This is a genomic window from Arthrobacter sp. TmtSoilC48 (assembly GCF_059739425.1).
On sequence record NZ_AP046049.1, the window covers coordinates 1,094,077 to 1,119,195 of the forward strand.

Sequence of the window (25,119 nt, forward strand, 5' to 3'; positions counted from 1 at the left end):
ATGGTGGGACCAAGCTAAATGCAACTATCTGGTTGGAGAATGCCATGACCACTCAAACAACGCCGGAAATCGCCGTTCAGTCATCGTCACCCGCAGTCCCGGCTCGCCCGAAAGTGCCCTCCGTCCACGTGAGGGCACTGATCACCTGGCTCGCGATCTTCCCCTTGGTATCCATCGGCATGCTGTTGCTCGGCCCGATCATGGAGCCGTGGCACCCTATCCTTCGGGCGCTCCTGCTGACGGCGCTTGTGGTCCCGGCCGCGGTCTACGTTGTGGTCCCCAAGCTCATGGCCGGCCACGGCGCCCTCACCCGCAAGGCAGTGGAGCGCTCGGCCCAACGCGCAGCCCGCAAGTCCCGCTAACCACCTGGGACGCTGGGACTAAACGCTCCGCAAGCGCTCCACATCCGCGATGCTGGGATAGGCGGCCTGGGTGCCCTTCTTCGTGGCCGCCAACGCGGCAGCCACTGAGGCGAACCCGGCGGCGTCGGCGAGGGAGTCTCCGGCAGCCAGGCGTGCAGCGACCGCCCCCGTAAAAGCATCACCGGCACCCGTGGTGTCGACGGCCGAAACGCGGGTAGGGGGAATGCGCGTGATCTGGTCCTGGGTACCCCGGGCCAAAGAATCCAGCACAACAGACCCGTGGGCGCCCAGCGTTACCAGCACGCGCTGCAAACCCCGGTCAGCAAACTGGCTACGTACCGGCTCCCACGCTTCGGCCTCCGCGTCGGCGGCAGGAACGTCGGCTTCGCCACCAAGGAACAGTGAGGCCTCGTGCGCATTGACCAGCAGTACGTCGCTCAACTCGGCCAGGACCTCCGGCACCTCCGCGTAAGGCGAGAGGTTCAACAAGACGGTAGCGCCGGCGTCGTGCCCTGCTTGTGCAGCGGCGATCACAGTATCGATCGCGACTTCAAGGCAGAGGCAGACCACCGCAGCATTGTTGAAGGTGTCCGCTGCCGCGCGCACGTCCGCCGGGGTTAGAGTCCCGTTTGCCCCGGCCGAGATGATGATGCTGTTCTCGCCGCCGGCATCCACCGAGATGACCGCGACGCCCGTCGCGGCATCTGAACGTCGGACGCGGGTAACGTCCACGCCGGCGTTGGCGGTCGACTCCAGGAGCATGGTGCCGTTGGCGTCATCGCCCACTGCGCCCACCAGGCTGACCTGGGCACCGAGCTTGCTGGCCGCCACCGCCTGGTTGGCACTCTTGCCACCGGGATTTACGGCGAAACCATTGCCGTGGACCGTCTCGCCGGGCTTCGGGAGGCGGTCGCAGTAGATCGTCAAATCGGCGTTCAGGGAGCCGACGACGACGATCCCCGCCGTGGGTGCTTTGGCTTCTGTGCTCATGCGGTGACCTCTTTCTCGGATGTCTCGTTGTCCGCACCTTCGGTGACTTCGGCATCAACCGGTTTGGGGATCAGCAGTGAGGCTCCGAAGGCGGCGAGGGTGATGGCGAGACCCACCACCACAACGGTGAGGTACGCCGCCTTTGCGTCGCCCAGTGCCGACGTTGCAACGAGGACCGCGGGCAGGACCAGGAAGCTCAGGCCGGCGCCGAGGTTGAAGGCGCCCGCGTTCATTCCGGGAAGGAAGCCCGGATTGCCTAGGGGCGAGAGGACCACACCGAGTCCGTTCAGCATGATGTTGACGGTACCGGCGTACATGATGCCCAGCAAGGCCGTGCCCACGATCATCATCGGCAGGTTGTTCAGGCCGAAGAGCGCGATGATCGCCAAGGCTACGAGGCTGCCCACCAGGCCGATGCGAAGGACCTTCGTGTAGCCGAGGACCGGGGCGAGCCTGCCGCTGATCGGGCCGAAGAGCCAACCCAGCAGTGCGTACGGCGTGAGGATCATGAGTGACATCTCGGTGGGACCGACGCCGAAGCCGGGTTCGGCCGCCTGAACGAAGGCAGGGACGATCCCATTAATGACGGCGAAGATACCGGTCATGGTCAGTGTGGTGGTCAAAAGCGGAGCCCACGTGGAACGCTGCCGCAGGTGCACGGTTTCGACCATGGGCTGCTTGGCGCGCTTTTCAACAGTCCAGAAGGCGAAGAACGCGACGGCGGCAACCAGGATGAGGGCGACTGCGAGGGTCAAGGTGCCGGCGTCGAAGGCCGCTGCCAGCTTGGAGCCTTCGTTCAGTGCCGTCAATAGTGCGCCCACGGCGAACACGATGAAGAAGACGCCCAGCCAGTCCATGGTGGTTCCGGCAGCAGGTTTGCTTTCACCGGCCAGGACAGCGATCAGAACCGTAGCCACGAGTGCCAGGGCCACCATGAGCCAGAAGATGCTGCGGAATCCGAAGTTCTCGGCGAAGTAGCCGCCCACGAACGAGTCGACGCCGGCCACCCCACCGTTCACCGCGGTGATGAGGCCCATGAGCGTGCCGTATTTGCGGGGGCTGCTCACTGCGGAACGGAGCATGATGAGGCAGAGCGGGACGGTGGGACCGCTGACACCCTGGATGATGCGGCCTACGAAGAGCCACGTGACATCGGGTGCGAGTGCGGCGATGACTGAACCAACTGCCATCAGGAGCATCATGCCCACAAGGATCTTCTTGCGGCCCACGATGTCGCTGAGGCGGGGGAGGAAGAGGGAGAACAGTGCGGCGGCCGTGAAGAACCAGGTCTGGGAGAGGCCGATGGTTGCTTGGTCGGTCTGGAGCTCATTGCCCATGGTGACCAAGGCGGGACTGAGCATGGAGGCGTTGAGCTGGAAGGCTACGCAAGCTGCCAGCAGGGCGACCATGAGGGCAGTGACATTGCCGCGCGTGGACTTGGTTTCTGCGGGGATGGACATTACTTGGCCTCTTCTGCTGCCACTGCCGCTGCAGCGTCGGTGACGTCCGCCGCAGCCGTGGCGTTAGCTCCGGCGTCGAGCGTTGGTTCGCCAATCCGTTCGATCGCGTCCGTGACCAAATCCCAGAACTTCTTGTGATCCAGATCCACGGCCACGGACGTGTGGCAGTCCTCCGGGGCGGGCGCGCGGAAGTCGGCAACGGTCATGCCCAGAGTGAGCCTTCCCTGCAGCTCGATGTCGACTGGGACCTTGCGGGTGGTCATCACGGTGGGGTCGATGACGTAGGCGACGGCGCACGGATCGTGGACCGGCGGGAAGTCGAAGCCCTGGGCATCCTTGTAGGTCTTTTGGAAGAAGTCCATGAGTTCCATGACGAACTTGGCCGGGTTGGTGCCGATTTTTGCGATGCGTTCCACTACTTCGTCGGTGGCCAGCGCCTGATGCGTGAGGTCCAGGCCGACCATCACCACGGGCCACTTTTCGTTGAACACTATGTGCGCAGCTTCGGGATCGATGATGATGTTGAACTCTGCCACGGCGCTCCAGTTGCCTACGTGGTAGCCGCCGCCCATGAGGACAACTTCCTTGACGCGCTCCACGATGCGTGGCTCCTTGCGGGCAGCCATGGCGATGTTGGTCAGCCCTGCGGTGGGGACCAGGGTGACGGTGCCCGGCTCATGCGCCATGACGGTTTCAATGATGAGGTCGACGGCGTGGCGCGGGTCCAGTTCGATGGCGGACTCGGGCTGCTCCGGGCCGTCCATGCCGGAGTCTCCGTGGATAGTGGGGGCAGTCTCGATGGTGCGCACAAGGGGACGGTCGCAGCCGGCTGCGAAGGGAACGCCGGTGATGCCAGCGATCGTGGCTACCGAGAGGGCGTTGCGCGTGACTTTTTCGAGGGTCTGGTTGCCCACGACGGTTGTCACTGCGAGGAGCTCGATGTCCGGGTTGCCGTGGGCCAGAAGCAATGCCACTGCGTCGTCATGGCCGGGGTCGCAGTCAAGAATGATCTTCTTGGGTGCTGTCATGGGGTTGGGGTCCACGTTTCGTCTCCACGTCATTGGGGCCTGCCAGGGTCTTGCCTGAAGCAGGGCGGTAAGCATTCATTGGGAATTCTGGCACTGCTTCCGGTCTCACGTCAAGCGCTTAACGTTAATTGCGTTAAACGCTTGATGCCTTGAGGGGAGTAGTGCGTGCCGCAACAACGCTACGATCGATGCATGGATACCCTGGATCGGCGGAACGCCCGCGCACCCCGTGTAACGGCTGCGATGGTGGCTGCCCGGGCCGGGGTTTCCACCGCCACGGTCTCCTTGGTGGCCAACGGCAAGACGCAAGGACGGGTATCCGAGGACAACATCTCGCGGGTCCGCTCAGCGATCGCCGAACTTGGATATGTGGTTGACAGCATTGGGAGTTCGCTGGCACGCGGAGTCAGCTCCATCGTCATCCTCGTGACGCCCGACGTCTCCAACCCGTTCTTCGCCAACGTCATCGCAGGCGTCCGGGAATCGCTGGGCCCGGAATACCAACTGCTGCTCTCGGTGACCGATGCAGGGGAGTCGCCGCAAGCTGAGGATGTCCGCAAGTTGTTGGCCCTCCGTCCGGCCGGCTTGCTGGTGGGTGCCCCCAGTGCCGGGTTTCTTCAGGACCTGGCCGCGGCCGGACCGCTGGTGCTCCTGGATGCCCCGGGGCTGGAGTCCTACGCCCCGTCCGTGAACCTCGACGTCGCGCAAGGCGCACGTGAGTTGGCCCGACACCTGGCAGCCTCCGGACATACCCGGGCCGCCTACGTGGACGGCATTACCGGCACCACCACTTTCCACCTGCGCAGGGAAGCCTTCCTTGAGGAGGCCGCCGCGTGCGGGCTCCTGGTTGCCGACGGGCATGTCATCAGTACCGCGATCGACGTCGGTGCTGCCGCCGCCGCGTTCGCCGACGCCTGGCCCGCGTGGCAGCGTGAGGGGGTGACCGCCGTCGTCTGCGGTACCGATACCCACGCGTATGGCGTGCTGCAGGAAGCGCGTGTGGCGGGCGTGCGGATTCCTGCCGAACTGGCTGTGGCGGGCTTCGATGACCTCCCGTATTCAGCCACCAGCAATCCCAGCCTCACGAGCGTGCACCTGCCCGCGACCCCGCTTGGACTCAAGGCGGGGGAGCAGCTGCGCGGGCTCATGGAGGGCCGGGATTTGGAGGAGCCCCACGTGACGCTGGAGAGCTCCCTGGTGGTTCGCGGTTCTACATCGCTGGTCTAGCGCGGCTTCTGGCCCGCTTAGTGGATGGTGGCGAGCAGGATGCCAACCAGGACGAAAAGGCATCCGAAGATGCGGTTGAGGACCCTCTGGCCGCGCTCGTCATGGGTGAAGCGCTGGAATGAACGTGCTGCCAGAGCGAAGAAGAGCCACATCACCATGATGTCGATGGCCAGGATCGTGGCGGTCAGCACTGCATATTGCTGGAGCAGCGGCTGCTCTGGCCTGATGAATTGCGGCATGAAGGCAAGGAAGAACACGATCGCCTTGGGGTTCAGCAGGTTCACCCAGATACCGCGCTGGAACATGGACATCGCCGACTCGTTCTTGCGGCTGTCCACCTTTTCCTCGTCCAGGTCCGGCTTGTGCAGGAACTGCCGGATCCCCAGGTACACCAGATACGCGGCGCCTGCGTAGCGGACGACGTTGAATATCACGGGCGAATTGGAGACCAACACACCCACGCCCAAGGCCACGATGACGATGTGGATGACCAAGGCCAATTGTTGGCCGAGGATGCCCCAAATGGAGCGTCGGAAGCCTGAATTGAGCGAATTGCTCATGGTGAAAATGGCACCGGCGCCGGGAGTGAAACTGATCAGGGTACCGGCGCCAACCAGGGCCAGCCAAAGTGAAAACTGCACCATCTCAGCTTATGCCGGTGAGACGGGTGCCCGGGACGCGCTGGGTACTGACCTTGTTCGGCCATCCAGATAGTGGGTTGAAGCCCAAATGGGTTGATTTCCGGGGGCCTGGCGTCCGATGAGGGTCAGGAAGCTACTGCTTAGGGCAAACTGGTGCCGTGAGCGGAATCCCGTGGGTGCTGCACGTTGACCTCGACCAGTTCATTGCGGCTGTCGAAGTCCTCCGGCGGCCTGAGCTTGCCGGCAAGCCGATCATCGTTGGCGGCCGGGGGGATCCTACGGAACGCGCTGTGGTGTCCACGGCATCGTATGAAGCCAGGGCGTTCGGCGTGGGTTCCGGAATGCCACTGCGCATAGCTGCCCGGAAAGTGCCCGATGCCGTGATCCTTCCCGTCGACCAGGAGGCTTACCTGGCGGCCTCGCACGTGGTGATGTCCACCCTGCGCGCACAGCCGGGCGCCACGGTTCAGGTGCTGGGCTGGGATGAAGCCTTTGTGGGCGTTGAAACCGAAGATCCTGAGGCATACGCCCGACAGATCCAAGCTGCCATCCTGGAGCAAACCCGGCTGCATTGCAGCGTGGGAATCGGGGACACCTTGGTCCGCGCGAAGAATGCGACGGATTTTGGCAAACCTGCCGGAATCTTTCGGCTGACCAAAGAGAACTGGCTCACGGTCATGGGCAGCAAACCCACCAAGGAGCTGTGGGGCGTTGGACCCAAGGTGTCTGCCCGGCTGGCCAAACATGGGATCACCACAGTCGCCGAGCTTGCCGCGTCCGATCCCCAGGACCTGGTCCCGGAGTTCGGCCCCAAGATGGGCCCTTGGTATGCGCAGCTAGGTCGGGGTGAAGGCTCCAACGAAGTGGACGACACCCCGTGGGTTGCCCGCGCACACGGCCGCGAGACCACGTTCCAGCAGGATCTCACGGAACCCTCACAGATCAGCGACGCCATCAAGGAGCTGACAGCACGCGTCCTCGAAGACGTGGCAGCTGAGGGGCGGCCGGTCGTGGGGCTGACCCTCAAAGTCCGTTACGCGCCGTTCTTCACCAAGACCTACGCAAGGAAGATCCCGGAGACATTCGACCGGGACGAAGTCCTGGCGCAAGCCCTGGACGTCACGGCGCGGATCGAGCCCGACCGTCCCATCCGGCTTCTGGGACTACGCGCCGAAATGTCGATGCCCGACGACGCACGAAAGGGACACACCCCGACACGTAGCGGATGGTGACATGCACGACGGCGGTCGGCCGGCTACCAGCGCGGGTGGATCGCTTCGCGGAAATAGCGGTCATAGATGTCCTGGACCCCGGCGGTGAGTCCTGAACCGACGTCCTGCATCGCTCCCGCCTCAGCGTTTGCATGTGCCTGCACTGAAGAACGGGCACCGGGGATGACCGTGCTGACACCGTCCTGGGCGATCACCCAGGCGAGGGCCGCTTGGGCGGTGCTGACGCCGTCGGGCACTAATGCGCTGAACTCTTGTGCGGCCTTAACGCCGGTGGCGAAATCGACGCCCGAGAAGGTCTCGCCGACGTCGAATGAGGAGCCGTCGCGGTTGTAGTTGCGGTGGTCGTTCTCCGCGAACCCGGTTTCCGGCGTGTACTTTCCGGACAACAGTCCAGACGCCAGCGGCACTCTGGCGATGATGCCGACTCCGGCCTGCTTTGCTGCCGGGAGAACTTCATCGAGCGGCTTCAGCCGGAAGGCGTTCAGGATGATCTGGACGGACGCGGTATTCCCGCGGTTGATGGCTTCAAGGGCTTCGTCGGTCCGCTCGACACTGACGCCGTAGTTGCGGATGACGCCTTCGCTGACGAGCGTGTCCAAGGCGTCGTACACCTCATCCCTCGTGTAGACGGCGGTGGGCGGGCAATGCAATTGGACGAGGTCCAGGGTGTCCTGCTGCAGATTCCGCCGGGAACGGTCAGTCCACGCGCGGAAGTTGGCGAGCGTGTAGTTTTCGGGCACCTGGTCCACGCGGCGGCCCATCTTGGTGGCAACCAGCAGGTCCAGCCCGGGATTGGCGCGCAGGAAGCGTCCGATCAGTTGCTCGCTTCGGCCATCGCCGTAGACGTCGGCCGTGTCGAAGAAAGTAACCCCGCCGTCGACCGAGGCCTCCAGGACGGCAAGTGCGTCTTCCTCTGTGACGTCACCCCAGTCCGCTCCGAGTTGCCACGTGCCTAGTCCAACGGTGGACACCGACCGGCCGGTCTTACCAAGTATGCGTTGTTCCATGGATTCGACTATATGGGGTCAAGACTCGTCCATTCGCGCCACTTTGCCCATCAAGTACCGCCGCTCCTGGAGGCTGCCTGTCTTTTTGGCGGCCTCGAGGTAGGCGGCGCGCGCGTCCACATAAGAGCCTGCCATTTCATGCAGGTGGCCCCGCACAGCATCCAGGCGGTGTGAGCGACCGATCGCCGAATCCAGCCCTGCGAGCAGCTCAAGCCCAGCGGTTGGCCCCTTCACCATGGCCACAGCCACAGCACGGTTCAGCGTCACCACGGGACTTGGCGCCACGGCTTCAAGGACCGTGTACAAGGCGAGGATCTGGGGCCAGTCCGTTTCGGCATCAGAGGGCGCCTCGGCATGAACGGCGGCGATCGCGGCCTGGAGTTGGTACGGTCCAGCCGCGCCACGACCGAGCACGGAAGAAAGGAGCGCGATGCCTTCCTCTATCTGCCCGCGGTTCCATAAACTCCGGTCCTGTTCGGACAGCGGCACGGGCATTCCGTCAGCCAGGGTGCGCCCGGCACGACGGGAGTCCGTCAGCAGCATCAGAGCGAGCAAACCGGTGGCCTCGAACTCATCCGGCGCCACGCCCACCAGCAGGCGTGCCAAGCGGATCGCTTCGGTGGTGAGGTCTTCGCGCTGCAGTGAGTCGCCCGAGCTTGCGGCGTAGCCTTCGTTGAAAATCAGGTACAGGACGTGAAGTACGACGCCGAGCCTCGCCTTCCGCTCGGACTCCGGCGGCATGTCGAAACGGGCGCCTGCCTTCTGGATCCCCTGTTTCGCACGGCTGATGCGCTGGCCCATGGTCGCCTCGGGGACGAGGAAAGCAGAGGCGATTTCCGCCGTCGTGAGTCCCCCTACGGCCCGGAGCGTCAAGGCGAGCTGCGATGGCGCACTTATTGAGGGGTGGCAACACAGGAACATCAGGGTCAGGGTGTCGTCGGCTTCAGACGCCGTGCTGTCCTGGAAGCTGACTTCCATTGCGGCGACGCGTTCCTCCCGGGCACGGCGCGCGCTTTCACTGCGCCATACATCAACCAGCCGGCGGGATGCGACAGCCAGCAGCCATCCTTTGGGATTTGTTGGCAGCCCGGATGGCCATTGCACCGCTGCCTCAATGAGGGCCTCCTGGACGGCATCCTCACAGGCATCGAACTGGCCGTGCTTGCGTGCCAGCACGCCGAGGACCTGCGGCGCCAACGTGCGCAGCAGGTCCTCGATGTCGCGTGGGGGAACGGCCAAACTAGACCTCCGGGGGACCGTCCGGGATAGCGCGGAGTTCCACCACCTGCGAGTACTTGACGATGCTCGAGCAGATTTCCACGGCGCGTTCCTCGCTGGCCACATCCACCACCCAGTACCCGATCAGCGATTCCTTCGACTCGGCGTACGGCCCATCGGTGGTGATGATGCCGTCCGGGGTCTGCTTGACCAGCTTGGCTGTGCCGGGATCGGCCAGTCCGGCGTTGAAGACGAGTTCGCCGGACTGAGTCAGGTCCTTGTCGATCTGGATCATGAACCCGATCATTTCCTTGACCCACTCCGGGTCGGCGGTTTCCATCATGCCCTCCGCGGACCCGAACATCATGATCATGTATTTCATCTCAAACTCCTTATGAAGTGGCGCCCTGTTTGGGTGCTTTCACTCATGGGTCGGAACTGCGGGGCGCTTTTCTACATGGCTCGGCAAAGTTTTTTGGGTCGGGAAGCCACGCGCAACCTAGGCCCGGGCGATCACCTCGCCGTTGGGAATGAGGAAGTAGCCATCGTCGGTGGCTCCCCAACGGTGCCAGCCTGCGGCGATCCTGGCGAGATCGGCCTCGTTGGCGAACCCGTATTCGAGGGCTTGCTCGGCAAAGGCGGAGTGGAGGACGCGTTCGCTCCACACACGGGACTGCCATGCCCGCTGTTGGGCTGTCGCGTAGAGCCAGTTGCTGCTGCTGGGTGCCACTTGGGCAAAGCCTGCCTGCTGCGCCCAAGAGACCAGCCGGCGGCCGGCATCCGGTTCGGCACCGTTGCGTCGGGCGATCTTCTGGTAGAGCTCCATCCAGTCGTCGAGCTCGGGAACCTCCGGGTACCAGCTCATGCCGTGGAAATCGGCGTCGCGTACGGCCACGATCGCGCCCGGCTTGGCCACGCGGCGCATTTCACGCAGGGCGGCGACGGGGTCAGTCAGGTGCTGGAGGACTTGATGGGCGTGGACGAGGTCGAAGGACTCGTCCTCAAACTCGAGATCGTAGATATTGCCGATGCGGAACTCTACGTTGTCCACGCCACGGTCCTTGGCCAGCTCGGTTGCCTGGGCGACGATCTCCGCCGAGCGGTCCAGGCCGATGACCTGTGCGGGCGCAACCAGCCCCGCGAAGTCGCACGTGATGCTGCCAGGTCCGCACCCGACATCGAGGACCGACGTCCCCGGGGTGAGATGCGGTATGACAAACGCGGCCGAATTCTCGGCCGTCCGCGAGGCGTGGGCCCGGACAACCGACTCGTGGTGCCCGTGGGTGTAGACATCTTCAGGCTGGTGCGCGTTCATAGGGAAACGCTACAACTTCGGCGGTGGATTTAGGCGGAAGGCGGTGAGGGGCTCTTCTCCGCGGTTTCCGTGCGGGCCGCTACGGTGGCCTGGATCATATCGGTCATGAAGCGTCGGACAACGTCCAGTTCTTCAGCGCTGTAGGCGCCCATGGCCTTGCCCATGCGGAGTGCCAACGGCATGAACATGGCACTTCCATCCCGGTAGGCCTTGGGGGTCATGTGCAGTTGGACCTGCCGGCGATCGGTGCCGAGGCGGTCACGGGTGAGGTGGCCGGAGGCGTGCAGCCGGTCAACCAACGCCGTGGTGGCGGGGGAACTTAGCCGCAGTTCACTTCGGAGGACGCCCGGCGTGACAACCCGGCCGGCGGCAGAATGGCGCATGATCACTGCCAGGGCGTTGAGATCCGTCCGGTGCATGTCGTTCCGGCCACCGGCGGCGTCAACATAGTGGTTGGCTTCCAGGGTGAAGTCCTGAAGGAGCCGCACCAAATCCTGGGGTGCCGCGATTTCCGGGCGTTCGCCGCCGGGGTGCGGGCCCGAAGCCTCAGACATCCTGCCCTCCCGCCTACGTTCAACCTTGATTACTGCCCTGTCGGATATTACTCCCCGCCAAACAGGAATCCGGCATCAGCAAATGGTTCACTCTTGGAATACTTCCATCATAAAGATATTCTGTGGTGGAATAAAGAGACTCTCAAGCTTCCGGAAGAAGGACCCATGAACCCGCAGAAGGTACCGTTCTGGCTTCGATGGTTGGTGCCCGTGGTGCTTGTCATCATCTGGCTTGGCATTGCCGGCGTTGGCGGCCCAACGTTCGGGCGCCTGGACGAAGTCTCCTCCAATGACCAGGCCTCGTTTCTCCCAGCAGGCGCCGAAGCGACGGGAGTCGGTAACTGGCAGGCGAAGTTCCGTGATTCCAAGGAGATCCCTGCCGTGGTCATCGTTGAGAACGGGACGGCCTTCACCCCGGCCCAGCTGGGCGAAGCAGCCCAGCTGAAAGCCGACATCGAGGCGCTCAAGCTGGGTGACGCCGTCGTCGGGCCTCTTCCCTCGGAGGACGGCAAAGCTGTCCAGTTCATCGTGCCAATAGCGTCCTCGGATGAGCTGCGCGACAAAATCCAGGAACTGCGCGACGTTGTTCAACCGGGCGCTCCCGACGGGACCCGCGCCTTCGTCACCGGTCCCGCCGGGCTGACCGCCGATCTGGTGAACGCGTTCGGCGGCATTGACGGCATCCTTCTGCTGGTGGCCCTTGGCGCCGTGTTTGTCATTTTGCTGCTCGTGTACCGCTCACTTGTGCTGCCTCTGGCAGTCCTCCTGACATCGGTCTTTGCGCTCTGCGCGGCCATTCTCCTGGTGTTCGCGATGGCCAAACTGGGCTGGATCCAGCTCAATGGCCAGAGCCAGGGCATCCTGTCCATCCTGGTGATTGGTGCGGCCACCGACTATGCGCTGCTGTATGTGGCTCGATTCCGCGAGGCACTGACCCACACCACCAACCGCACGAGGGCAGTGCTCACGGCATGGAAAGCCTCCTTCGAGCCGATCCTTGCGTCCGGCGCGACCGTCATCATCGCGCTGCTTTGCCTGCTCTTCTCCGACCTGAACTCCAACAAGGCGCTGGGTCCTGTGGCAGCTGCCGGAATCCTTTGCTCGCTCTTCGCCGCGCTTACCCTCCTGCCAGCGCTCATGGCCCTGCTGGGCCGCGCCGCCTTCTGGCCCTTCCGCCCCAAGCTCCTGCCCGACGACGAACGCGAACCCGAGCTGGTTACTGGACTTGAAGGGCAAAAGGGTCTGTGGCGGGCAACTGCTTCGCTGGTTTCCCGACGGCCGCGCGCCGTATGGGTGGCTTCGGTCCTGCTGCTCCTGGTGGCTTCGGCAGGCGTCCTGCAATTGAAGGCCAACGGTGTCCCCCAAACCGACGTCATCCTCGCGGCCTCCGACGCCGTGGACGGCCAGGACGCGCTGGCGCGGCATTTCGACGCCGGCAGCGGCAGCCCCGCCGTCGTGGTCGCCTCCGAAGATTCCGCGCAGGAAGTGCTGGACAAGGTCAAAGCGGCCGACGGCGTGGGTGACGCCTACCTCCTGGCCGACGGAAATGTGCCCATCACCGGTGCTCCGGGAACTCCGACCGATCCCGTCGTCCGAGAGGGCAAGGTGCTGATCAATGCGACGCTCGACTCTGCCGCAGACTCGATCGAGGCCGAGGAAGCTGTGAAGTCGCTCCGTGTGGCCGTGAAAGAGGTCGACGCCGGCGCTTTGGTTGGCGGGGTCACTGCCACGGCTCTGGACACCAACATCACCGCGCAGCGCGACCTGGTAGTCATCATCCCCATTGTCCTGGTGGTCATCCTCTTCATCCTGATGCTCCTCCTGCGCTCCGTTGTGGCGCCTGTTCTGCTGGTGTTGTCCGTGGTCCTGTCCTATGCGGCAGCCATGGGCGTCTCAGCCTTGGTGTTCAACGGGTTTTTCGGTTTCCCAGGTGCAGATGCCACGGTTCCACTCTTCGGGTTCGTCTTCCTGGTGGCATTGGGCGTGGACTACAACATCTTCCTCATGAGCAGGGTGCGCGAGGAATCGTTGAAGCACGGAACCCGGCCTGGAATCCTGCGTGGCCTGGGTGTTACGGGTGGGGTGATTACGTCAGCCGGTGTTGTGTTGGCTGCTACCTTCGCCGCCCTCGGAGTTATTCCCATCATGTTCCTCGTGCAGCTGGCCTTCATCGTGGCCTTCGGGGTGCTGCTGGATACCATTCTGGTCCGCTCACTGTTGGTGCCCGCGCTCGCGTACGACATCGGACACCGGATTTGGTGGCCAGGCAAGTCCGGCCGACAGGCTGATGCAGTGGCGCGTCCCCGTGAGGAGGAACGGACGCCGGTGGGACGGTAGCTCGTCATTCGGCCGCGACGACGTAGCCCGCACCTCCGTCCACGGTGACTCGCTGGCCCGTCTTGAGTAGCCGGGTCGCGTTGCCGGTTCCAACGACGGCGGGTATCCCGTACTCCCGGGCAACAAGAGAGGCGTGGGCGGCAAGGGTTCCGCCGTCGGTGACCACGGCGGCGGCTCGAGCGAAAAGGGGCGTCCAGGCTGGTGCGGTGGATCGCGCTACGAGTATCTCGCCATCGAGGAAGCTGTCGAATTCCTCCAGGCCTGACATCACCCGCACTCTGCCCGTCGCGCGTCCAGTGCTGGCCGGGTGGCCGACGATCGCACCCGCGGGAACCTCGTGGTTTGTCCTGGCTGCGTCAACAGCGCCCGCCACGGGATCAGCTCCAAACCTACCGGGCTCGCCAATGATGAGTGGTGCGTCCAGACGCCGTTGCATCTCCCAGGTTGCCCGGCGGCTTCCTACCAGCTCCCTGTAGTCCGCCGAAGGGTTCATTACTTCACCCAGATGGAGGAAATGGATGTCCTGCGGGTCCTCGATGGCACCTGCCGCAGCGAGGTTTTCTCCCAGGCGTTTGGCGCAACGGCGCAAGACCGGCCATCCCAGAGTGAGGTAAAGGGACTGTTCTTCCCGTAGGGCGGCGTAGTACTGGGCCATCGTGACGAGGGAATCAAAGCGGGTGAGGACCCTTGGACTATCAAGCAGCACTTCCCTGGCCGCGGCTTCGGCTGCCTTTCGCTGTGCGTCAAGAGCCTCCTTGCCGGCCGTGGTTGAAGCCGTTTCAGGGCTTCGGATGCCTGCCTCGCCGAAGGTCGGGTGGTACCAGTCGAGGGAGTAAACGGCCGAGTCCGATGGTGTCGCACTGCTGCGGGTGAGACCTGTGCTGCCAGTGAGTCCTGCGCTGCCCGTAAGGCCTGCGCTGCCCGTAAGGCCGCGGAGCAGGGCCTGATGGCCGAGGCGTCCTGCCGGCGTGTCGCTCAGCGGAGCGGCTAGGTGCTTTTGCCAGAGCCTGGCCAGGGCCGCTTCCATTTTCCAGGCAGATCCGCCCACGACGGCCAATGACCACAGGTAGATTCCCGCCTGCCTGACAATGGCATCCACAAGCTCGATGAGCCTTGCCGGGGAAGCCGTGTCCACCTCTTTCCCTGCCTTGCGCACGAGTTCCCGATAGTCGGGCAGCAGCTGGTGTCGCCATTTCAGCTCCAGACCCTTCAGAACAGCGCGGTGTGCCGCAGCCGGATTGCGGGAGACCCGGAGAAGGACGTTGAAAAGGAACCACGGCAAACGACCACGGCTTCGAAGTATCAACGGCGCCACAATCCGTGGGGACGGAATCGGCGGGGCGTTTAATACCAGCCATTGACGGAGCCATACCGAAATGGCACCCGCACCTGAATATCGTCCTCCATGCCGTCGAGATACCCGGTCTCGATCCGGCGAAGAAGCCAGTCCTCGAACAACGGCGTCATGGGATCCGGAAGCCATTCACCGAGCCTGAAATTCCGCGCCCACAGGCCTTCGCCCGGAGCTGTCCAAACTGCTGGCGTGGGAAGCGCCGTCATCGGGCGGGCCTGAAGGAGGAACAGTGCGTCGTCATGGTCCAGAGCCCACTCGATGTCCTGCGGGACCCCGGCCCGGTGGTCGAGCCGACGGGCCAACGCCGCTACTTGCCTTGCTTGGTCCGAGGTGAGGATGCTGCCATCCGTGGTGCGCGTGGCTTCGCTGGCGCGGACTGTCCATTGCTCTCCGACTGCTTCGCCGGACACCAGCGGCTCCCCAAGACCGGCGACGGCCGTGACAATGGTTTCGTCGTGGTCCCCGGTCAGCGGGTTGGCAGTGAACGCAACGCCTGCGGCACGGGGCTGGACCATCTGTTGAACGAGTACCGCCATGGAAGGGCCTGCCGCATCGCCGCGGGCAGCTGCTCCGAGAACAGCCTCATACGCTGCAACTCTATGCTCCGCAGCGGAGGCCAAACATTGCCTGACAGCATGCTCAAGGTCATCCCGCTCAACGTTCAGCAAGCTTTCGTAGAGACCAGCATAGGAAGCGCCTGCGAGGTCCTCTGCGGTGGAAGAGGACCTGACAGCGTAGGGTCCCGGGCCTGTCCTGCCGGCAGCAGCTGTCAGAGCGCCCGCGAGGTTGTTTCCGAGTTGCCCCACCACCTCCGACGTGACGACGAACCCCGCTGGCACGTTGAAACCCTCTGCCCTGAGCTCGGAAAGAGTGGCTGCTTTACTGCCCAACACGGTCTGGTCCGCGGTCGCAGAGCCAAGCTGCGGAAACTCGCTCATAGCCATGGCTCTCCCTCTTCGCAGACACTTCCGGTTTCAGACAGTCGCGGAGCGTCTTTCGATCATTAGGGTGTCGCGCCACTGCCCCGCGAGTGGGCCAAGAGGCATCCTGGCGATTCGATTCCGCCGGCCGACAACCGTAAAGCCCTCCGCAACATGAAGCCGGAGGCTCGCTTCATTCTCGGGAAAGACACTGGCTTGGATCGTCCAGATTCCTGCTTCTTCAGTGGACGTGATCAGCGCGCGGAGAAGGGCCTTACCCACACCCAACCCGCGGGCTTCCCCGGCCACGTAAATGGAATGCTCCACGACACCCGCATACGCCGCACGCGAGGAGATGGCGGACACGGCGGCCCAACCGAGGATCCGGTCTTCTGCTTCGGCGACCAGCCTGTGATCGTTGAGTCTTGAAGCGTCGAATTGCTCCCATCCGGGAGCGGCGGGCTCGAACGTGGCGTTCCCGGACTCGATACCTTCGGTGAAGATCTCCCTGACCACCGGCCAATCGGAACGGGTCATTTTGCGGATCCGGACGCCGCTGTTGGGCAATCGCGCTGTAGTCCCTTTAGTCTCCGTTGTGTCTTTAGCCTCCGTTGTGTGAGCAGTCTCGCTCGTCCCTGAAGTCTCGCTTGTCCCTGAAGTCCCTCTCGTCCCTGTAGTCCCGCTTGTCACAGGGTCTCCAGCAGGCCGGAAGTCCGCTCAATGGCACCCGGGACCAAGGAGTAGTACGCCCATGTGCCCCGCTTTTCGCGGTGCAGAAGGCCGGCATCCACCAGGATCTTCAGGTGGTGTGAGACTGTCGGCTGGCCGAGGTCCAGGGGCTCGGTGAGATCGCAGACGCAGGCTTCACCGCCGTCGGCGCTTTTGACGATGGACAACAGGCGAAGCCGGTTGGGATCGGCCAGCGCCTTAAACACGGAGGCGCGCACCTGGGCCTCATAGGCGTCAAGGGAGCCTGTTGATGGTGGACAACAGTCCTTGTCCGTAGCCGGTTCGAGGAGTGGCAGCGAGGTCATCTATCCATTATGCCGCAACATTGACATTCATCAATGTATGGTCGTGGCGCTTTTCGCCGTCAAGCTGCGGCCCTTCGCCGGTGAGCTGCTGGGCCTTCTCCATTAACGCTCCGCGCCTTCCCCCGCATGTGGGATGACCACCTCACTGGCGCAGCGCCCGGCGCCTGGAAAGAGCAGGAGCAGAAGTGCAAGGCCCAAGGCTGCGCCGATCAGCTGCGCGGCGATGAATGGAGGCGCGGATGCCGGTGCGATGCCGGCAAACGTGTCGCTGAAAATCCGGCCGAGGGTTACGGCTGGGTTGGCAAATGAAGTTGAGGACGTGAACCAGTACGCGGCGCCGATGTAAGCGCCCACGGCTGGGGCTGCCAGGACACCCCTATTCGTGGTTGCGAGAGCGAAAATCAGGAGGATCAGCACTGCGGTGGCAACGATCTCGGCCAGTAGGTGCCCGGGTGTCGCACGTTCCTTCCTTGAAATGTCCGTCCCGATCTCAAACATGGCGTTCGCCAGGGCGCTGCCACAGATCGCACCCACGATCTGCGTGGGTATATACGCCCCGAGGTCCCGAAGGCTCAGTCCGGACCCATTGCGCCGCCCCAGAAACCAGTCCGCCAAGGACACTACGGGGTTGAAGTGGGCGCCACTGATCGGCCCGAACACCAGGATCAGCACTGTCAGCCCGAGAACTGTAGCCGTGCTGTTTTGCAGCAGCTGCAGGCCGGTGTCGGCGGGGGATAGCTGTTGAGCGGCAATCCCGGACCCGACAACGACCGCAACCAGCAGGCAGGTGCCTAGCAGTTCGGCAATGGCGCGGCGCCACAGGGGTGGCTGGGGTGAAGTCATGGGAACAGCTTGACGCAAAGAATTAACTCAGTCAAAATTGAACCAATGAATATTGAAGCAGTTGAGGTCTTTCAGGCAAGGGTCGCAAGGCATGCCGCCCTCGCTGATCCAGCGCGCCTGCGCATAGTTGACCTGCTAACCCTCGGGGACTTTTCTCCAACGGAATTGCAGGCTGAATTGGGTATGCCGTCCAACCTGCTCTCCCACCACCTGCGCACCCTCGAGGAAGCAGGCTTGGCAAAGCGCCACCGCTCGGAGGCGGACAAGCGCCGTAGTTACGTCCGCCTCGCCAGCGACGCTTTCGAGGGTCTTGTGCCCGGCATCGCCCACGACGCACGTCGCGTCTTGTTCGTCTGCACGCGCAACAGTGCCCGCTCCCAACTGGCGTCTGCCCTTTGGCGGCAGGCCAGCGCGATACCTTCGGCCTCGGCTGGAACGCACCCCGCGGACAGTATCGCCGCGGGGGCTGTCGAGGCGGCCCGGCGACATGGCCTGGATCTGCCCGACGTCGCTCCCCGCGCTCTTGACGAAGTGGCGGATGAAGCCGACTTCATCGTGACCGTCTGCGACAAAGCCCATGAGGAGTTGGTCGGCCTCGGTGGGATCCACTGGTCTGTTGCCGATCCGTTGCGGGTGGATACTCCGGCGGCCTTCGATGCAGCCTTCGAGGATATTGCCCACCGCGTCACCGAGCTCGCTGCGCGCGTCATTGCCGCTTAGAAACGTGGGCCTCAAAATCAAATATTGACAATCATCGATATACCGCCCGATACTTCTATGTATCGATCTTCATCAATATCCAAGGATCGATACGGTATTTCAGAGCTTTACGGTTAGGGCGCATGTCTCCACACCACACACTCGTTCGCACAACACTTCCAGGAGAAAACCCGTGAGCACCGAAACCGCCAAGAAGCCCTCCGTCCTCTTTGTCTGCGTCCACAATGCCGGCCGATCCCAGATGGCGGCCGCGTTCCTAAGCACTCTCGCCAAGGGGGAGATCGAGGTCCGCTCCGCCGGTTCCCAGCCGGCCGACAAGGTCAACCCCGCCGCCGTCGAGGCCATGGCCGAACTGGGCATCGACATGTCCGCCGAAATCCCGAAGGTACTCACCACCGAAGCCGTCAAGGAATCCGACGTCGTCATCACCATGGGCTGTGGTGACGAATGCCCATACTTCCCCGGCAAGCGGTATGAAGACTGGGTCCTGGAAGATCCAGCTGGCCAGGGTGTTGACGCGGTACGGCCTATTCGGGATGAAATAAAGACCCGCATCGAGGGCCTGATCGATTCCCTCATCCCTGCGTCCAAGTAATCCGGCTTCCGGCATAGGAGAGATTCCCGTGAGAAATGACATCAGCGCCGAACAACTGATTATCATCGGCTCGGGCCCGGCGGGCTACACCGCGGCCATCTATGCGGCCCGGGCAGGGCTTAAGCCGCTCGTCCTGGCAGGCTCGGTTACCGCGGGTGGCGCTTTGATGAACACCACCGAGGTCGAAAACTTCCCCGGCTTCCCGGGCGGTATCCAGGGCCCTGAGTTGATGGACGGACTCCAGGAGCAGGCCGAGAAGTTCGGCGCCCGCATAGTGTTCGACGACGTCACGGAAGTCGATCTGAAAGCTCACCTCAAACGGGTGGTCACCGGCGCGGGGGAGACGCACGAAGCGCCCGCAGTCATCCTCGCTACTGGCTCGGCCTATAAGGAACTCGGACTGCCGGAAGAGAAAAAGCTCAGCGGACACGGCGTGTCCTGGTGCGCCACATGCGATGGTTTCTTCTTCCGGGAACAGGACATCATTGTGGTTGGCGGTGGAGACTCTGCCATGGAAGAAGCAACGTTCCTGACACGCTTCGGCAAGTCCGTGACTGTTGTGGTCCGCAAGGGTGAACTCCGTGCCTCGCGCATCATGGCCCAGCGGGCCAAGGACAATCCCAAGATCAGCTTCGCCTGGAACTCCGCCGTCACCAGGATCCACGGCGACACCAAAGTTACCGGAGTGACTCTGACGGATACCCGCACTGGAGAAACCCGCGAACAGCCTGCAACAGGGATCTTCGTTGCCATTGGTCATTTGCCCCGCACCGAGCTTGTCGCCGGGCAGGTGGACCTCGACGCCGAGGGTTACATCAAAGTCGATTCGCCCACCACCTGCACCAATCTCTCCGGGGTCTTCGCATGTGGCGATGCCGTGGATCACCGGTACCGCCAGGCGATCACCGCCGCCGGCACGGGGTGCGCTGCAGCGCTGGATGCTGAACGATTTCTGGCGGCACTTGAGGACGCAGACAGCATAGCCACGGCACTGGTGGAAGAACCCACCCACGCCTGAGGATCCCAAGGATGAAAGAGGACACCATGGAGACAGCGAAGAACCTTCCCGTCGCAATAATCGGTGCCGGCCCGGTCGGATTGGCCGCAGCAGCGCACTTGATCGAACGTGGCCTCGAACCGGTCATCTTTGAAGCTGGACCCTCCGCCGGTGCGGCCATCGAACAATGGCGCCACATCCGGCTCTTCTCGCCCTGGCGTTTCAACATCGATGCCGCCGCCGTCCGCCTCCTGGAACAATCAGGCTGGGAATCTCCCCGCCCCACGGCCCTGCCTTACGGCGGGGAGCTCATCGACAACTACCTCACTCCGCTGGCAGCCATGCCGGTCATGGCTTCCCGCTTGCAGACGGGCGCCCGCGTTATCGCCGTTACCCGTCTGGGACTGGACAAGACCCACGTCCGTGACCGGGACACCACCCCTTTCCTGGTCAGGGTGGAGCACGCGGACGGCGAAACCCGTGATCATGTTGTGGCTGCCGTCATCGATGCGTCGGGAACGTGGTCAACACGCAACCCGCTGGGCACCTCAGGCTTGCCCGCCGTTGGCGAAGAGACAGCGGCGGACCGCATCTCCTCGCCCCTACCGGACGTTATTGGGCGGGACCGCGCCGCCTTTGCCGGTCGCCGCGTCCTCGTCGTGGGCGCTGGACACTCGGCTGCGAACACCCTGATCAATTTGGCCGACCTCTCCAAGGACGAACCCAACACGCGGATCCTGTGGGCCGTGCGAGGCGGCTCTGCAGAGAAGGTCTACGGTGGCGGAGCCGCGGACGGATTGCCCGCGCGGGGCCAGCTCGGCGCCAGGCTTCGTCGGCTCGTCGAAGCGGGAAGCATAGAACTGCACACACGTTTCGGCATAGCTGGCCTGAAATCGCTCGATTCCGGAGTGAGCGTTGAAGCCGTTGACGGACGCACGCTGGATGTCGATGTCATCGTTCCGTGCACCGGCTTCCGCCCGGACCTGGAGATCCTGCGCGAACTCCGTCTCAACCTCGATCCTGCCGTTGAGGCACCCACGGAGCTCGGTCCACTGATTGACCCCGAATTCCACTCCTGCGGCACTGTGCCTCCACATGGTGCCAAGCTGCTGGCACATCCAGAGAAGGACTTCTACGTCGTGGGAATGAAGTCCTATGGCCGTGCTCCGACCTTCCTGCTGGCCACGGGCTATGAGCAGGTCCGTTCCGTCGCTGCTGCACTGGCCGGTGACCACGAGGCAGCGGATTTGGTGCAGCTGGAACTGCCGGAAACGGGAGTCTGCTCCACGGACGCCGGGACCAGCTGCGATGTTCCCTCGACGGTCATCAACGAAGAAGCGGAGTCGGGCTGCTGTGCTTCACCGGAACCAGCTTTCATCGGCTTCCCGACCGGGTTCGCGCACGGCCGTTCGGGGTTTAGCCGCTAGGCGTTGACGGTGTTCCGTTGCCGATAGCTATCGGCGGCATAGACGCCCAGGATCCGCACCTCCGTGGTGAAGAATTCCAGCTCCTCCAGCGCCCGGCGGAGACGAGCGTCCGCAGGGTGCCCTTCGACGTCGGAGAGGAACATGGTGGCCGCGAACTCGTTACCCACCATGTAACTCTCAAGCCTGGTCATGTTCAGGCCGTTGGTCGCAAAACCACCCAGCGCTTTGTAGAGCGCTGAGGGGACGTTGCGAACACGGAACACGAAGCTCGTGATCGCGGGACCCGGGAGCTCCTCCTTGGTGGGAATTTCGCGTTCCCGGGCCAGAACCACAAAGCGCGTGGTGTTGGTGGGGTCATCTTCGACGCCGGAGGCCAGCACCTCCAGACCATACAAGCCCGCGGCCAGTGGAGGAGCGAGGGAAAGCTTGCGGGGATCGTTCCAGTCGCGCACTTCCCTCGCTGATCCTGCCGTGTCTCCGGCGATAACCGGCTTGAGGCCAGCTTCCCGGATGATCTTGCGGCACTGGCCCAAAGCGTGGATATGGCTGTGAACCTCTGTTGCGCCTTCAATGGTGCTGCCCGGAATGCCCAAGAGGTCAAACCGGATGGGCAGGAAATACTCGCCCACGATTTGCAGCTTGGACTGGGGGAGCAGTGCGTGAATGTCAGCCACACGTCCGGCGATGGAGTTCTCGATCGGGATCATGGCGAGGTCCACTTCACCGGTGGACACCAGTTCAAAGGCGTCTTCAAAGCTTGCGCAGGGCACGCTTTCGAGGTCGGGGAACATTTCCTTGCACGCGAGATCCGAGTTGGCTCCCGGCTCACCTTGATACGCAATCTTCTGGGACATGGTGCTCATGGTTTCACGCGGATCCCCCAGCAACCCAACCGGGTCCACCCTGTGACCGGCAACCCAACTGAGTCGCAGCAGAGCGCGTTTTGAGGGGTCAAAACGCGCTCAACTGCGACTCAGTTGGGCCAGGAAAGCGGGAACTCAGCCGTTGATGATCTGCGGTACGCCCAGTGCCTTGAGGCCTTCAGCGCCGAACTCCAGGCCGTAGCCGGACTGCTTGGCGCCACCGAAGGGGATGCGTGGGTCCACTGCGCCGTGTTTGTTGATCCACACGGTGCCGGCCTGGATGCGGGAGGCGACCTCGCGGGCGGCAGCCAGGTCGGAGGACCAGACGGAGGCGCCGAGGCCGACGTCGAGGGCGTTGGCTTTGGCGACTGCCTCGTCAACGGTGCTGTACCGGATGATCGGCAGGGCCGGGCCGAACTGTTCCTCGGCGACGAGCGGGTTGTCGTTGTCGATGTCGGCAACCAGTGTGGTGGGGTAGAAGTTGCCGGGCTGATCGGCGTCGGGGTTGCCGCCGAGCAGGATGCGTGCACCGGAGTCGCGGGCAGCCTCCACCAGCCGGGCCACGATGTCATACTGCTGGCGGTTCTGCAGTGGGCCGAGGACGTTGTTCTCATCGAGCCCGTTGCCCATCGGCATCGCGGCGGCGACGGCGGCCAGTTCAGTGCACACTGCCTCGTACAGCGAGTCGTGGACGTACAGGCGCTTCAGGGCGGCGCAGGTCTGGCCGGTGTTGATGAAAGCGCCCCAGAACAGCCCCTCGGCAATGGCTTTGGGGTCCGCGTCGGGCAGGACGATGCCTGCGTCGTTGCCGCCGAGTTCCAGGGTGAGGCGCTTGACGGTGTCAGCCGACGAACGGATGATCGCCTTGCCTGTGGCCGTGGAGCCGGTGAACATGACCTTGCCGATGGCGTCGTGCGCGGCCAGCGCTTCGCCGACGTCGCGTCCTCCGGAGACCACGCTGAGCAGGCCTTCGGGCAGTTCCTGGTTGATGATCGAGGCCAGCGCGAGCACGGACAGCGGGGTGTATTCGGAGGGTTTGACCACCACGGCGTTGCCCATCCGGAGGGCAGGGGCGATTTGCCAGACAGTGATCATCATCGGCCAGTTCCAGGGGCCGATCGCGCCCACGACGCCGATGGGCCGGTAGTGCAGTTCGGCGCGGGTTTCGCCGTCGTCCACCACAGTCTCAGGGTCCAGCGGTGTGGCGGCGGTTGCGCGCAGCCACGCGGCGCACGCGCCGACTTCGAAGCGGGCGTTCGGGCCGTTCAGCGGCTTGCCCTGCTCGCGGGAGAGCAGTTGGGCGAGCTCTTCTGCGGAGCGTTCGACGGCGTCGGCCGCCTTCATGAGCGCAGCGGACCGCGCGTCGTGGCCCAAGGCAGCCCAGGCTGGCTGTGCAGCTGCGGCAGCTGCAACTGCGGCGTCAAGATCTTCAACGGTGTGGACGGGGGCTTCGCCGACCGCCTGGCCCGTTGCAGGGTCAAGAATCGTGCGGCTGTTCTGGCCGGGGGCTGCGGTAATCGAGGCCAGCAAGGCGTCGTAAGTCTCCATTGGTACTCCGCTCGGGTAGTAAGTCTTGGCGGCCGGTGAGGCGCGCGGCGATGATTCCAGTGTGGTTGGCGTCACGCGGAGTCGCCTTGTCTATGCACGAACAGCCCTTGACGGGAAGCGAACGCTTTCCAGCAGCGCCTTTCGTACCGGATAATTTGGCGGGTGACTCTTGCATCCCTCGCTGCCTTCGCCGGTCTCTGCCTGGTCCTGTCCGTAACTCCGGGTCCGGACACCTTTTTGGTCCTTCGCATTGCGTTGAACCGTCCCAGTGCTGGAATTGCTGCGGCGGCGGGGTCGGCCATGGGGGCGATTGTTTGGGCTGCACTGGTGGGCGTTGGCCTCGCGGCCATCCTTGAGCAGTCGGCGGAACTGTTCCGCTGGGTCAAGATCGCGGGCGGCTTGTACTTGCTGTATCTGGGCGTTTCGTCGTTCATCAAGTCCAGGAAAGCGGCCAGGGCGGCCAAAGCAGGCCCAGAGGGAGAGGGTTCCAACGCGCCCCTCCCGTACAGCCGGCTCGCGGCGCTGGGCGCAGGAGCTCTCTCCACACTCCTGAACCCGAAGGTAGGCCTGTTCTATCTCGCCGTGGTGCCGCAGTTCATCCCGCACGGCGGAGACACCATGGGTACCTCGCTCATTCTGGGCATCGTGGTTGCCGTCATTGCCTTCGCGTACCTGTCGATGATCGCGGTGGTGGCGTTCAAGGCGATGCGGTGGCTCAAGCGCCCCAAGGTGAGTACCGCCGTCGAGCGTGTCAGCAGCGGTGTGATCGCGGGACTGGGCGTCGGCGTGGTGGCGTCGGGCGCCAGCAGCTAGGCAGCCAGCAGTTAGCTAGCCCGCCAGCAACCTTAGGTAGTTGTCCAGCTGTCCTTCAAGGTCCTCGGCAAAGTGCTCGCCGGGGGAGAGGGCTGCCACGATCTGGGCGCCCAGCATCATGTTGAGCAGATGATCGGCGACGGCGGCGTCCCCAATGGGGGCGGCAATCTCACCGGCCGCGCGGGCTGCTGCCGTGTGCGCCGTGATGGTGTTGTGCCACTGGTTCATGGAGTCGCTGTGCAGGGCCGCCATCTCTGCGTCGTTGAGGGCCTTCTGCCAAAACGGGATCACGATGCGGGCTTCGTTGACGCGCTCCTCGTCCAGCGGCAGGACTTCGGCGCAGAAGGCGCGGAGGGCAGCGATGCCGGCCAATCCCGAGGTCACGGCCGCTATGCGCTGGTTGGTGCGGTTGAAAACGTGCCCGAAAGCTGACGTCAGCAGCAGATCCTTCGTCGGAAAATAGGGCTTGAGCGCGCCATTGGCAAAGCCGGCTTCTTCGGCAATTTCGCGCATGGTGGCGCCTTCAATGCCCAGCCTTGCAATGATCCGCCAGGTTGCGTCCACCAGTTCGAGGCGTCGTTGATCGTGGTCCACAATCTTTGGCACTGAGGGGGCTCCCTGAAAACTTTTTGGC

General features: G+C 63.7%; 26 protein-coding genes. 9 read left to right on the top strand and 17 right to left on the bottom strand.

Translation table 11 applies throughout. From position 1 onward, the window contains the following. Window positions 1–44: 44 nt before the first annotated feature. Window positions 45–362 (top strand): putative antibiotic biosynthesis monooxygenase, encoded by a 318-nt coding sequence (locus tag AC6I97_RS05220; RefSeq protein ID WP_224165520.1) that lies wholly within the window; start codon window positions 45–47, stop codon window positions 360–362. Between the two features lie 18 nt (window positions 363–380). Here the strand turns inward: AC6I97_RS05220 and AC6I97_RS05225 are convergent, their stop codons facing one another. From AC6I97_RS05225 to uriH, 3 genes are read right to left on the bottom strand one after another with little or no spacing between them, the layout of a single operon-like run. Further along, window positions 381–1,352 carry a ribokinase gene (locus tag AC6I97_RS05225; RefSeq protein WP_224089280.1) on the bottom strand — a complete coding sequence of 324 codons (972 nt, stop codon included), beginning with the start codon at window positions 1,350–1,352 and terminating at the stop codon, window positions 381–383. Further along, entirely contained in the window at window positions 1,349–2,812 is a 1,464-nt protein-coding gene (gene uriT / locus AC6I97_RS05230) for a uridine transporter UriT (RefSeq protein ID WP_497944273.1), read from the bottom strand. Before uriT ends, AC6I97_RS05225 begins: the two co-directional genes overlap by 4 nt. After that, window positions 2,812–3,873, bottom strand: a complete 1,062-nt coding sequence (gene uriH / locus AC6I97_RS05235; protein ID WP_497944274.1) for a uridine-preferring nucleoside hydrolase UriH — start codon at window positions 3,871–3,873, stop codon at window positions 2,812–2,814. The genes uriT and uriH overlap by 1 nt, the downstream gene beginning before the upstream one ends. A gap of 159 nt (window positions 3,874–4,032) precedes the next feature. On the opposite strand from uriH, the gene AC6I97_RS05240 reads away from it, so the two are divergent. Further along, window positions 4,033–5,067: a LacI family DNA-binding transcriptional regulator gene (locus AC6I97_RS05240; RefSeq protein WP_224165516.1), complete on the top strand. Its 1,035-nt coding sequence runs from the start codon at window positions 4,033–4,035 to the stop codon at window positions 5,065–5,067. 17 nt (window positions 5,068–5,084) lie between these two features. On the opposite strand, the gene AC6I97_RS05245 is transcribed toward AC6I97_RS05240, so the two are convergent. Continuing rightward, window positions 5,085–5,711: a LysE family transporter gene (locus tag AC6I97_RS05245; RefSeq protein ID WP_497944275.1), complete on the bottom strand. Its 627-nt coding sequence runs from the start codon at window positions 5,709–5,711 to the stop codon at window positions 5,085–5,087. Between the two features lie 155 nt (window positions 5,712–5,866). Between AC6I97_RS05245 and AC6I97_RS05250 the strand changes: the two genes are divergently transcribed. After that, window positions 5,867–6,940, top strand: a complete 1,074-nt coding sequence (locus AC6I97_RS05250) for a DNA polymerase IV (RefSeq protein WP_497944276.1) — start codon at window positions 5,867–5,869, stop codon at window positions 6,938–6,940. Between the two features lie 23 nt (window positions 6,941–6,963). Here the strand turns inward: AC6I97_RS05250 and AC6I97_RS05255 are convergent, their stop codons facing one another. The 5 genes from AC6I97_RS05255 to AC6I97_RS05275 form a co-directional block, all read right to left on the bottom strand. Beyond that, window positions 6,964–7,947: an aldo/keto reductase gene (locus AC6I97_RS05255; protein ID WP_497944277.1), complete on the bottom strand. Its 984-nt coding sequence runs from the start codon at window positions 7,945–7,947 to the stop codon at window positions 6,964–6,966. 18 nt (window positions 7,948–7,965) lie between these two features. Next, window positions 7,966–9,186 carry an RNA polymerase sigma factor gene (locus tag AC6I97_RS05260; protein WP_497944278.1) on the bottom strand — a complete coding sequence of 407 codons (1,221 nt, stop codon included), beginning with the start codon at window positions 9,184–9,186 and terminating at the stop codon, window positions 7,966–7,968. Window position 9,187: 1 nt separating this feature from the next. Further along, entirely contained in the window at window positions 9,188–9,547 is a 360-nt protein-coding gene (locus AC6I97_RS05265) for a YciI family protein (protein ID WP_224089275.1), read from the bottom strand. Between the two features lie 117 nt (window positions 9,548–9,664). After that, window positions 9,665–10,480, bottom strand: coding sequence for a class I SAM-dependent methyltransferase (locus AC6I97_RS05270; protein WP_497944279.1), 816 nt, complete (start codon window positions 10,478–10,480; stop codon window positions 9,665–9,667). Between the two features lie 29 nt (window positions 10,481–10,509). Beyond that, window positions 10,510–11,034, bottom strand: a complete 525-nt coding sequence (locus tag AC6I97_RS05275) for a MarR family winged helix-turn-helix transcriptional regulator (protein WP_224089269.1) — start codon at window positions 11,032–11,034, stop codon at window positions 10,510–10,512. A gap of 165 nt (window positions 11,035–11,199) precedes the next feature. On the opposite strand from AC6I97_RS05275, the gene AC6I97_RS05280 reads away from it, so the two are divergent. Beyond that, complete coding sequence (locus tag AC6I97_RS05280) at window positions 11,200–13,371, top strand: MMPL family transporter (protein WP_497944280.1); 2,172 nt, start codon at window positions 11,200–11,202, stop codon at window positions 13,369–13,371. A gap of 4 nt (window positions 13,372–13,375) precedes the next feature. On the opposite strand, the gene AC6I97_RS05285 is transcribed toward AC6I97_RS05280, so the two are convergent. From AC6I97_RS05285 to AC6I97_RS05305, 5 genes are all read right to left on the bottom strand, one after another. Next, on the bottom strand, window positions 13,376–14,653 hold the full coding sequence (locus AC6I97_RS05285) for a PEP-utilizing enzyme (protein ID WP_497944281.1): 1,278 nt from the start codon (window positions 14,651–14,653) through the stop codon (window positions 13,376–13,378). Window positions 14,654–14,715: 62 nt separating this feature from the next. Further along, on the bottom strand, window positions 14,716–15,663 hold the full coding sequence (locus AC6I97_RS05290) for a PEP/pyruvate-binding domain-containing protein (RefSeq protein ID WP_497944282.1): 948 nt from the start codon (window positions 15,661–15,663) through the stop codon (window positions 14,716–14,718). A gap of 36 nt (window positions 15,664–15,699) precedes the next feature. Then, window positions 15,700–16,182, bottom strand: a complete 483-nt coding sequence (locus AC6I97_RS05295; RefSeq protein ID WP_497944283.1) for a GNAT family N-acetyltransferase — start codon at window positions 16,180–16,182, stop codon at window positions 15,700–15,702. A gap of 149 nt (window positions 16,183–16,331) precedes the next feature. Next, window positions 16,332–16,679 (bottom strand): ArsR/SmtB family transcription factor, encoded by a 348-nt coding sequence (locus tag AC6I97_RS05300; RefSeq protein WP_224089258.1) that lies wholly within the window; start codon window positions 16,677–16,679, stop codon window positions 16,332–16,334. A 102-nt stretch (window positions 16,680–16,781) separates the two neighbouring features. Continuing rightward, a complete protein-coding gene (locus tag AC6I97_RS05305; RefSeq protein WP_497944284.1) occupies window positions 16,782–17,522 on the bottom strand; it encodes an MIP/aquaporin family protein in 741 nt (246 codons plus the stop codon). Window positions 17,523–17,567: 45 nt separating this feature from the next. On the opposite strand from AC6I97_RS05305, the gene AC6I97_RS05310 reads away from it, so the two are divergent. From AC6I97_RS05310 to AC6I97_RS05325, 4 genes are all read left to right on the top strand, one after another. Then, on the top strand, window positions 17,568–18,242 hold the full coding sequence (locus AC6I97_RS05310; protein ID WP_497944285.1) for a metalloregulator ArsR/SmtB family transcription factor: 675 nt from the start codon (window positions 17,568–17,570) through the stop codon (window positions 18,240–18,242). 172 nt (window positions 18,243–18,414) lie between these two features. Continuing rightward, window positions 18,415–18,837, top strand: coding sequence for an arsenate reductase ArsC (locus AC6I97_RS05315; protein ID WP_224165502.1), 423 nt, complete (start codon window positions 18,415–18,417; stop codon window positions 18,835–18,837). A gap of 40 nt (window positions 18,838–18,877) precedes the next feature. After that, window positions 18,878–19,855 carry a thioredoxin-disulfide reductase gene (gene trxB / locus AC6I97_RS05320; RefSeq protein WP_309928671.1) on the top strand — a complete coding sequence of 326 codons (978 nt, stop codon included), beginning with the start codon at window positions 18,878–18,880 and terminating at the stop codon, window positions 19,853–19,855. A gap of 26 nt (window positions 19,856–19,881) precedes the next feature. Beyond that, window positions 19,882–21,261 carry an FAD-dependent oxidoreductase gene (locus tag AC6I97_RS05325; protein WP_497946937.1) on the top strand — a complete coding sequence of 460 codons (1,380 nt, stop codon included), beginning with the start codon at window positions 19,882–19,884 and terminating at the stop codon, window positions 21,259–21,261. Here AC6I97_RS05325 and AC6I97_RS05330 read toward each other — a convergent pair. Together AC6I97_RS05330 and AC6I97_RS05335 are read right to left on the bottom strand one after the other, a co-directional pair. Beyond that, window positions 21,258–22,115, bottom strand: a complete 858-nt coding sequence (locus AC6I97_RS05330) for a prephenate dehydratase (protein ID WP_497944286.1) — start codon at window positions 22,113–22,115, stop codon at window positions 21,258–21,260. The two genes, AC6I97_RS05325 and AC6I97_RS05330, sit on opposite strands and share 4 nt — an antisense overlap. A gap of 144 nt (window positions 22,116–22,259) precedes the next feature. Further along, the gene (locus tag AC6I97_RS05335; protein WP_497946940.1) at window positions 22,260–23,672 is read right to left on the bottom strand and encodes an aldehyde dehydrogenase family protein; all 1,413 of its coding nucleotides are present in this window, start codon (window positions 23,670–23,672) and stop codon (window positions 22,260–22,262) included. Window positions 23,673–23,834: 162 nt separating this feature from the next. Between AC6I97_RS05335 and AC6I97_RS05340 the strand changes: the two genes are divergently transcribed. Next, complete coding sequence (locus AC6I97_RS05340; RefSeq protein ID WP_224089244.1) at window positions 23,835–24,485, top strand: LysE family translocator; 651 nt, start codon at window positions 23,835–23,837, stop codon at window positions 24,483–24,485. Between the two features lie 15 nt (window positions 24,486–24,500). Here AC6I97_RS05340 and AC6I97_RS05345 read toward each other — a convergent pair whose 3' ends face one another. After that, window positions 24,501–25,091 (bottom strand): TetR/AcrR family transcriptional regulator, encoded by a 591-nt coding sequence (locus AC6I97_RS05345; RefSeq protein ID WP_497944287.1) that lies wholly within the window; start codon window positions 25,089–25,091, stop codon window positions 24,501–24,503. Between the last annotated feature and the right edge of the window lie 28 nt (window positions 25,092–25,119).

Bases quoted from the DNA above. Each gene is read 5' to 3' on its own strand.
- AC6I97_RS05305 (WP_497944284.1), bottom strand. From the start codon at position 17,522: ATGACTTCACCCCAGCCACCCCTGTGGCGCCGCGCCATTGCCGAACTG.
- AC6I97_RS05335 (WP_497946940.1), bottom strand. From the start codon at position 23,672: ATGGAGACTTACGACGCCTTGCTGGCCTCGATTACCGCAGCCCCCGGC.
- AC6I97_RS05290 (WP_497944282.1), bottom strand. From the start codon at position 15,663: ATGAGCGAGTTTCCGCAGCTTGGCTCTGCGACCGCGGACCAGACCGTG.
- AC6I97_RS05240 (WP_224165516.1), top strand. From the start codon at position 4,033: ATGGATACCCTGGATCGGCGGAACGCCCGCGCACCCCGTGTAACGGCT.
- AC6I97_RS05265 (WP_224089275.1), bottom strand. From the start codon at position 9,547: ATGAAATACATGATCATGATGTTCGGGTCCGCGGAGGGCATGATGGAA.
- AC6I97_RS05325 (WP_497946937.1), top strand. From the start codon at position 19,882: ATGGAGACAGCGAAGAACCTTCCCGTCGCAATAATCGGTGCCGGCCCG.
- uriH (WP_497944274.1), bottom strand. From the start codon at position 3,873: ATGACGTGGAGACGAAACGTGGACCCCAACCCCATGACAGCACCCAAG.
- AC6I97_RS05220 (WP_224165520.1), top strand. From the start codon at position 45: ATGACCACTCAAACAACGCCGGAAATCGCCGTTCAGTCATCGTCACCC.
- AC6I97_RS05300 (WP_224089258.1), bottom strand. From the start codon at position 16,679: ATGACCTCGCTGCCACTCCTCGAACCGGCTACGGACAAGGACTGTTGT.
- AC6I97_RS05225 (WP_224089280.1), bottom strand. From the start codon at position 1,352: ATGAGCACAGAAGCCAAAGCACCCACGGCGGGGATCGTCGTCGTCGGC.
- AC6I97_RS05275 (WP_224089269.1), bottom strand. From the start codon at position 11,034: ATGTCTGAGGCTTCGGGCCCGCACCCCGGCGGCGAACGCCCGGAAATC.
- AC6I97_RS05255 (WP_497944277.1), bottom strand. From the start codon at position 7,947: ATGGAACAACGCATACTTGGTAAGACCGGCCGGTCGGTGTCCACCGTT.
- AC6I97_RS05310 (WP_497944285.1), top strand. From the start codon at position 17,568: ATGAATATTGAAGCAGTTGAGGTCTTTCAGGCAAGGGTCGCAAGGCAT.
- AC6I97_RS05295 (WP_497944283.1), bottom strand. From the start codon at position 16,182: ATGACCCGTTCCGATTGGCCGGTGGTCAGGGAGATCTTCACCGAAGGT.
- AC6I97_RS05270 (WP_497944279.1), bottom strand. From the start codon at position 10,480: ATGAACGCGCACCAGCCTGAAGATGTCTACACCCACGGGCACCACGAG.
- AC6I97_RS05330 (WP_497944286.1), bottom strand. From the start codon at position 22,115: ATGTCCCAGAAGATTGCGTATCAAGGTGAGCCGGGAGCCAACTCGGAT.
- AC6I97_RS05280 (WP_497944280.1), top strand. From the start codon at position 11,200: ATGAACCCGCAGAAGGTACCGTTCTGGCTTCGATGGTTGGTGCCCGTG.
- uriT (WP_497944273.1), bottom strand. From the start codon at position 2,812: ATGTCCATCCCCGCAGAAACCAAGTCCACGCGCGGCAATGTCACTGCC.
- AC6I97_RS05245 (WP_497944275.1), bottom strand. From the start codon at position 5,711: ATGGTGCAGTTTTCACTTTGGCTGGCCCTGGTTGGCGCCGGTACCCTG.